Annotated in this window: 7 protein-coding genes; all 7 read right to left on the minus strand. The window is 50.8% G+C overall.

All coding sequences use genetic code 11. The features are described from left to right. Positions 1-420 (minus strand): glycine--tRNA ligase subunit beta (locus KDK16_RS01870; protein ID WP_257274409.1); only part of this gene is annotated, 420 nt, incomplete at its 3' end. Then, positions 420-1,385: a glycine--tRNA ligase subunit alpha gene (gene glyQ / locus KDK16_RS01875; RefSeq protein ID WP_257274410.1), complete on the minus strand. Its 966-nt coding sequence runs from the start codon at positions 1,383-1,385 to the stop codon at positions 420-422. The genes glyQ and KDK16_RS01870, both read right to left, overlap by 1 nt. A gap of 357 nt (positions 1,386-1,742) precedes the next feature. After that, a complete protein-coding gene (locus tag KDK16_RS01880) occupies positions 1,743-3,191 on the minus strand; it encodes a TrkH family potassium uptake protein (RefSeq protein WP_257274411.1) in 1,449 nt (482 codons plus the stop codon). 86 nt (positions 3,192-3,277) lie between these two features. Beyond that, positions 3,278-4,651, minus strand: coding sequence for a Trk system potassium transporter TrkA (gene trkA, locus KDK16_RS01885; protein ID WP_257274412.1), 1,374 nt, complete (start codon positions 4,649-4,651; stop codon positions 3,278-3,280). Next, positions 4,648-6,042 carry a 16S rRNA (cytosine(967)-C(5))-methyltransferase RsmB gene (rsmB, locus tag KDK16_RS01890; RefSeq protein ID WP_257274413.1) on the minus strand — a complete coding sequence of 465 codons (1,395 nt, stop codon included), beginning with the start codon at positions 6,040-6,042 and terminating at the stop codon, positions 4,648-4,650. Before rsmB ends, trkA begins: the two co-directional genes overlap by 4 nt. Continuing rightward, complete coding sequence (gene fmt / locus KDK16_RS01895; protein ID WP_257254810.1) at positions 6,042-7,007, minus strand: methionyl-tRNA formyltransferase; 966 nt, start codon at positions 7,005-7,007, stop codon at positions 6,042-6,044. Before fmt ends, rsmB begins: the two co-directional genes overlap by 1 nt. A gap of 117 nt (positions 7,008-7,124) precedes the next feature. Beyond that, entirely contained in the window at positions 7,125-7,634 is a 510-nt protein-coding gene (gene def, locus KDK16_RS01900) for a peptide deformylase (RefSeq protein WP_257254811.1), read from the minus strand. Positions 7,635-7,749 lie beyond the last annotated feature (115 nt).

Below are 7,749 nucleotides of genomic sequence, written 5' to 3' on the forward strand. Positions count from 1 at the left end.
ATTCAGAGACTGGCTGACCATGTCTGGCAGTAGTTGAGTGGTCTCGCAACCCTGTTGAACCGTACGGTAGACAAGCCAGGCGCCTTTATCGGTTGTCAGCGTTTCCAACTGATCGACTGAAACGCCGTTAGAACGGGCAAAACCTTCGGCTGCTTTAGTGGCCTTGCCTTCTCTGTCAAAGGCGGCTTTTACCGCGGGGCCGCGGCGCTCAAGCTGCTGATCAGGTTGTGCAGTATCCAGACCCTTGATCAGCAAAGCCAGACGACGAGGTGCGGCAAAGGCTTCAAAGCTGTCAAAAGACAGTTGAGCGTTCTTCAGGCGATCCAGGATGCCATGAGTGAATGCATTGGAAAGGCTTTTCAGCGCTTTCGGGGGTAGTTCTTCTGTTCCCAGCTCGACCAGGAAATCTTTCTGGCTCATTACTTCTTCTCCTGTGTCTTGCTGTCTTCCAGACTGGCCAGAACTTCTGTACGGATATCGTCACTGGCCAGTGGGAAGCCGAGATGAAGGCGAGTATCAAAGTAGGCTTTGGCTACGGCTCTGGCCAGGGTTCTGACTCGCAGAATAAAGCGCTGACGCTCTGTCACCGAGATGGCGTGACGGGCGTCCAGTAGGTTGAAGGTATGAGAAGCTTTCAGGACATACTCATAAGCAGGCAGAGGCAGGCCCGCTTCAACCAGACGCCTGGATTCGGCTTCATAAAAATCGAATTGATGGAACAGTTCCTGAGTGTCAGCGTGTTCAAAGTTGAAAGTAGACATCTCTACTTCCTGCTGGTGGAAAACATCGCCGTATGACACTGTGCCCTGTGGACCTTCAGTCCAAATCAGGTCGTATACGTTGTCAACACCCTGAATATACATGGCCAGACGCTCAAGGCCGTATGTGATTTCGCCAGTGACCGGATAGCACTCAATACCACCTACCTGTTGGAAGTAGGTGAATTGAGTGACTTCCATGCCATTCATCCAGACTTCCCAGCCCAGACCCCAGGCACCCAGTGTTGGGGATTCCCAGTTGTCTTCTACAAAGCGAAGGTCATGCACCAGTGGGTCGATGCCCAGCTCCCTGAGGGAATCCAGGTAAAGTTCCTGAATGTTATCCGGAGAGGGTTTCATCACCACTTGGAACTGATAGTAGTGCTGTAGGCGGTTTGGGTTTTCACCATAGCGTCCATCGGTTGGACGGCGGCTGGGCTGCACGTAGGCAGAGTTCCAGTTTTCAGGACCTATTGCGCGAAGGAAGGTCGCTGGATGGAAGGTGCCTGCGCCCACTTCCATGTCCAGTGGCTGCATAATGACACAGCCCTGGCGAGCCCAGAACTGCTGAAGGGCCAAGATAAGGCCCTGGAATGTCTTGATATCAGGCGTGCTTTGAGAAGTCACAGTACTACCTCATGGAGGCTCAAAATTAGGCTTTATTCCTCTATCCCGGCTGCCAATAGCCTCGACAATTCAGGGAGCTGACGCTTCTGGTTCAACCTCCATGACGACCCGGGTGCTTGCAATGCCACTGAAAGCCTGAGCGTGAAACGGCTCATTTGTGCATTAAGTGTCATTTTCTGGAAACAGCAGCGGATTATAACGTTTTGGTTCTGGAGCGGATACCGTTGTATCCCTCTGGAAATGTGGTCGTTGTGTATAACAGAGCAACAATATCCTCAAAACTCTATGGGGCAGGATCATGGAGTTCTGATGAAGGTGTGGATAAGTTGTTGATAGCTGTGAATAACTTTTCTATTCTCAGTATTTCCAGAATGTGGGTGTAAACAATACCAGCAGTGTGAAGATTTCCAGACGACCCAGCAGCATGGCAAAACAGAGAATCCATTTCGCTGTATCGGGAAGAGCGCTGTAATTTTCGGCGGCTTCACCCAGGGCGGGGCCCAGGTTGTTCATGCTGGACGCTACGGTAGAAAAAGCAGTGGTCAGGTCAACGCCCGTGGCCATTACGGCCAGAATCATGACAGCAAACAGAAATACATAGGTGGCAAAGAATCCCCAGACAGCCTCACCGACTCGACTATGAACGGCCTTGCCACCCAGTTTGATGGTGTAAACAGCATTGGGATGAACCAAACGACGAAGTTCTCTTACCCCCTGTTTGAAGATCAGCAGCACACGAATCACCTTCATGCCACGTGCCGTTGAGCCGGCACATCCCCCGGCAAAGCTGGTCATAAAGAGAAGAAGTGGCAGGAATGTTGGCCAGGCTGAGAAACCGCTGGTGGCATAACCGGTGGTCGTGGCAACAGAAACGACTTCGAAAATACCGTGATCCAGTGAGTTTGCCAGATCATAAGTGCCGGAGAAATAGAGACCTGCCACCGTAATTAATGAGACCACCAGAAGGATCAGCAAATAAGTGCGAACCTCGGGGTCTCTCCAGTAGTGATAGGTGGATTTATTACGCCAGGCGAAAAAGTGAAGCGCAAAGTTAATACCGGCTACCAGCATAAAGAAGGTGGCAGTGGCATTAATCAGTGGTGATTCAAAATAGCCAATGCTGGCATCGTGGGTTGAGAAACCACCAATGGCTACGGTGGAAAAGCTGTGGCTGACGGCATCAAAAAGATTCATACCTGCCAGCCAGTAACCCAGCGCACATATTGCTGTCAGTGTCAGGTAGAGCAGCCATAGTGCTTTCGCTGTTTCCTTGATTCGGGGTGTCAGCTTGTTGTCCTTTATGGGGCCCGGTGTTTCTGTCCGATAAAGTTGCATACCTCCGACCCCCAGCATAGGCATGATAGCCACTGCCAGAACAATGATACCCATGCCCCCCAGCCACTTAAGTTGCTGACGGTAAAAGAGGATTGATTTAGGCAGATGATCAATGCCCGTCAGTATCGTAGCGCCAGTGGTGGTGAGGCCCGACATGGACTCGAATACAGCGTCCGTCACACTGAGGCCCGGGTCTTCCATCAGTAAGAGTGGCAGGGAACCCATGCCTCCCAAAACGACCCAGAAAAGGACGGTGATGATAAAGCCTTCGCGGGGGCGTAAATCTGATTTGATTTTTCTGAAAGGAAACCAGAGTAACAAACCGATGAGAAACGTCAGGAAAAAAGTATATAAAAACAGTGAAATTTCAGTTTCCCCATAAATCATCGCCACCGCCAGAGGCGGAAGGCTGGAGAAGCTGAATAGCATCAAAAGAATGCCCAAGACAGGCAAAACGACAGAAAACTGCATAAGACCCTGTTTTTCTGGTTATACAGACAGCGGCCATGCTGTCTGATTCAATGATTAAGTGCGCAAGACCAGCACGACTGCATCGTTTAAAAAAAGCCCAGTCCAACCTGAAAGAGCTGTTCTACTTCGTGAATACGTTTTTTGTTGGTCAGAAACAGAATGATATGATCTCCTGACTCTATACGGGTAGTGTCGTGTGCAATTAACACTTCATCGTTTCTGACTATGGCCCCAATGGTTGTTCCGGGAGGTAGCTCGATCTGCTGAACCGTTTTACCGACGACTCTGGATGAATGTTCGTCGCCATGAGCAATGGCTTCAATGGCTTCTGCTGCGCCTCGACGGAGAGAGTGAACGTTAACAACGTCCCCTCTTCGTACGTGTTTCAGAAGACTGCCGATAGTGGCCTGCTGCGGGGAAATCGCAATATCTATTTCACCTCCCTGAACCAGATCAACGTAGGCAGGATTATTAATCAGAGCCATTACTTTACGGGCACCAAGACGTTTGGCCAGCATAGCGGCCATGACGTTAGCTTCATCATCGTTGGTCAGGGCACAAAAGACATCTGTCTCTTCAATGTTTTCAGAAATCAGCAGTTCTTTATCGGAGGCATTGCCGTTGAAAACCATGGCTTTGATCAGGGTCTCGGACAGGAACTGACAGCGCTCCATATTCTGTTCAATGATTTTCACCTTGAAATCATTTTCAGCCGATTGGGCGAGGCGCAGACCAATGTTACCACCGCCGGCAATAATGATGCGTTTGTAATCATCATCGAGCCTCTGAAGTTCACTCATGACAGCCCGGATATGACAGCGGTCAGCGATGAAGAAGACCTCATCATCGGCCTCAATCACCGTTGTACCTTTGGGCATGATGGCCTTGCCGCGGCGGAAAATCGCAGCCACACGGGTGTCAACGCTGGGCATATGTTCACGCAGGTAGCGTAATTCCTGGCCAACCAATGGACCGCCATAATAGGCTTTCATAGCCACCAGTTGGGCGCGGCCATTGGCAAAGTCCAGAACCTGAAGTGCTCCGGGACGTTCAAGAAGGCGTCGAATGTAGTTGGTGACGACTTGCTCCGGGCTGATCAATACATCGATGGGCAGAGCATCATCGCCAAACAGGTTTTCCTTGTTCAGGTACGCCGCCTGACGAATACGGGCAATCTTGGAAGGTGTGTGAAACAGGGTGTAGGCGATCTGGCAGGCCACCATGTTCACTTCATCGCTGTTAGTTACCGCTACCAGCATGTCAGCATCATCAGCACCGGCCTGTTTGAGTACAGAGGGGAATGAGGCCATACCCTGGATGGTCCGGATATCAATACGATCCTGTAGCTCCCTGAGAAGCTCGCCGTTGGCATCCACTACCGTGATGTCGTTCTCTTCATTGGCCAGGTTTTCTGCCAGAGTTCCACCTACTTGTCCGGCACCGAGAATGATGATTTTCATAGACTTTCCTGATGGCTTTTTATTATCAGAGAGCTTTCAATAGGCTGAGAGCTCTCACCAGGCTGAGGGCTCTCAATGGTCACGTCAGAATCACCGCGTACTTTTTTCAGCAGACTATAGAAAAAGCCGTCTCCTGAACCAGGCAGAATTTGTCGCCCAAAGCCGGTATCCAGTCCCCATTCTCCGGGAAGGGGTTGCAGTGCTGCGTCTACTTGTCGTTCGAGGAAAACGGCAATTTGTTTGCTGTTTTCAGCCGGCATTATGGAACAAGTCGCGTAGAGCAGTGTGCCACCGGGCTTTAGCAATGACCATAGGGTATTAAGGATTTTGCCTTGTAGCTCGGCCAATGCATCAATATCCTCGGGTTTGCGAAGCAGTTTAATATCCGGGTGGCGGCGGATTACGCCGGTAGCTGAGCAGGGAGCGTCCAGCAGAATATGATCGTAACTCTGTCCGTTCCACCATTGATCAGGCTGAGTACTGTCACCGGTCAGGAGTTGGGCTTTCAGGCCAATGCGATCCAGATTTTCCTGAACACGAGTCAGTCGCTTCTCATCTATGTCCAGGGCATCCAGTTCAATACCCGGAAACATTTCCAGCAATTGGCAGGTTTTTCCTCCCGGGGCGCAGCAGGCATCGAGAACCTTGTCGCCTTCTTTGATGGGCAACAGGTTTCCGGAAAGCTGGGCGGATTCATCCTGAACACTGACCACACCTTCAGAAAAGCCGGGCAGATGTTCTACCGGGAGAGCCCGTGTGAGGGTGATTGCCTGGGGAGACACCAGAGAAGATGAAGCCTGGATACAGTTATCCAGCAATTTTTTCAGGTAACGATCACGCTTTAAATGCTGCTCATTAACCCGCAGGGTCATGGGAGGAGACTGATTGTTGGCCCGGGCTATAGCCTGCCAATGATCAGGCCATGCTTTACGGATCTTGCCGATCAGCCACTGTGGGTGAGCGGTGAGACAAATATCGTTGGAATCGGACAGTGCATTGAGCGCATCTTCCTGACGCTGTGCAGAACGCAGAACGCCATTCACAAGACCCCTGGCCCAGGCTTTACCCATCATACGGGTGACCTGGACCGTTTCTCCGATAGCGGCGTGTGCTGGAATGCGCGTATAGAAAAGTTGGTAGAGCCCCACCAGAATCAGGCTGTGAATGGTCTGCTCTTTTGATTTCAGCGGTTTGTCCATAAGGGCACTGAGCCAGTTATCCAGACGAAAATAGTAACGCAGCGTGCCGTAGCTCAGCTCTGCCAGAAGGGGTTGATCTTTCTGGCGCAGACCCTCCTGATATTCAGGTAGAACCTGACTCAGGGATTCACCGGAAGCAACACGGCTAATCACTTTGGCTGCTGCCAGTCGAACGGAAGATTGTTTGGCCATTAGTTGAATTTTGTCCCGGGTATAAACATATCCCTGCGGCTGTTGAGCAGGTCCTGAACGGGCATGGCACGACTGCCAGATAACTGTACATTAGTCAGACGGAGTATGCCTTTTGCACAGGCAATATCCAGACCTGATTTGTCAGCCTTAATCAGAGTGCCGGGTGTTTCAGCGTGGTTTTCTTCAACCCGTTCTGCCTCCCAGACCCGAATGGCGATCCCTTCCAACTCGGTTGTCGCTACTGGCCAAGGGTTAAATGCCCGTATCAGGCAGTCAAGATTAGCTGCTGTTTTGTGCCAATCAATGCGGGCTTCTTCCTTAGTCATTTTGTGGGCGTAACTGGTATAACGGTCATCCTGCTTTTCCGCAGTAATAGTGCCTTCAGCGATAGCATTAATGGCTTCGATCAGGGCCGGCTGGCCTACTTCGATCAGGCGGTCATGCAAATTGGAAGATGTGTCTGTTTTGTGAATCGGGCAGTGGGCTTTAATCAGCATATCGCCAGTATCCAGGCCTTCATCCATCTGCATAATGGTGACTCCGGACTCTTCGTCTCCGGCCGCAATGGCCCTCTGGATAGGGGCTGCACCGCGCCAGCGCGGCAGAATCGATCCATGCACATTGATGCAGCCAAAGGTTGGAATATCCAGAACACTCTTCGGAAGTATGAGACCATAGGCTACTACAATCATCAGATCTGGCTTGAGTGCGGCGAGCTGTTCACGGGCAGCTTCATCTTTTTTCAGAGACAGTGGCTGGAACACTGGGATATTATGTTGCAGCGCCAGCGCTTTCACCGGGCTGGGCTTCAGTTTTCTGCCCCGTCCCGCCGGTCTGTCTGGCTGGGTGTATACGGCAATGACTTCATGCTGACTGTCTATGACCGCTTGACTGTCCAGAACCGCTTGAAGGTGGGCGCTGGCAAAATCCGGAGTACCGGCAAAGACAATACGAAGGCTTTTCATTGGGTTTTCTACAAGCTCGACAGAACGATAGGGTTGGCGGCGATGATAGATAAAGTAAGGGGCTGAGTAAAATCTGAGTCCCCCCGGAACTCATCTTCCGGGAGGTCTTCAGAAGCATTAAGCCATAGCAAGGCGCTTGTTTTTCACCAGTTTTTTGCGAATACGTTCCTGTTTCAGGCGCGACAGATAATCCACGAACAGTTTGCCATTCAAGTGATCCATCTCATGCTGTACGCAGACAGCAGGCAGGCCATCGAGATCTTTTGAGTATGGGTTTCCGTCTCTGTCCAGGGCAGTCAAACGGACTTGAGCCGGACGATCCAGCAGCTCGAAAAATCCCGGGATGGACAGACAGCCTTCAGAGAGATCCGTTAATTCGTCGGTCAGAGGTTCGAACGTTGGATTGATCAGAACCATTGGCTCGTTGCCATCATCGGAAAAGTCCATCACGACAATGCGCAGATGGATATCGACCTGAGTGGCTGCCAGACCAACGCCCCCGGATTTGTACATGGTTTCAAGCATGTCATCGATTATTTTACGAATATCGTCGTTTACTTCAGCCACGGGCTCGGCAATGGTGCGAAGTCTTTCGTCAGGGTATTGAAGGATTTCCAGAAGCGCCATGGGTATTCTCAAGCTACTTTGTTTGATTAGAAGGTAATTTTAAATTTCTTTTTGGTATATAGATAGTTTTAAGTGCGAACGTTCCATTTTTAAGTATTTATTTACGGTCAGGTGC

The sequence above is a fragment of the Endozoicomonas sp. SESOKO4 genome, assembly GCF_024606275.1.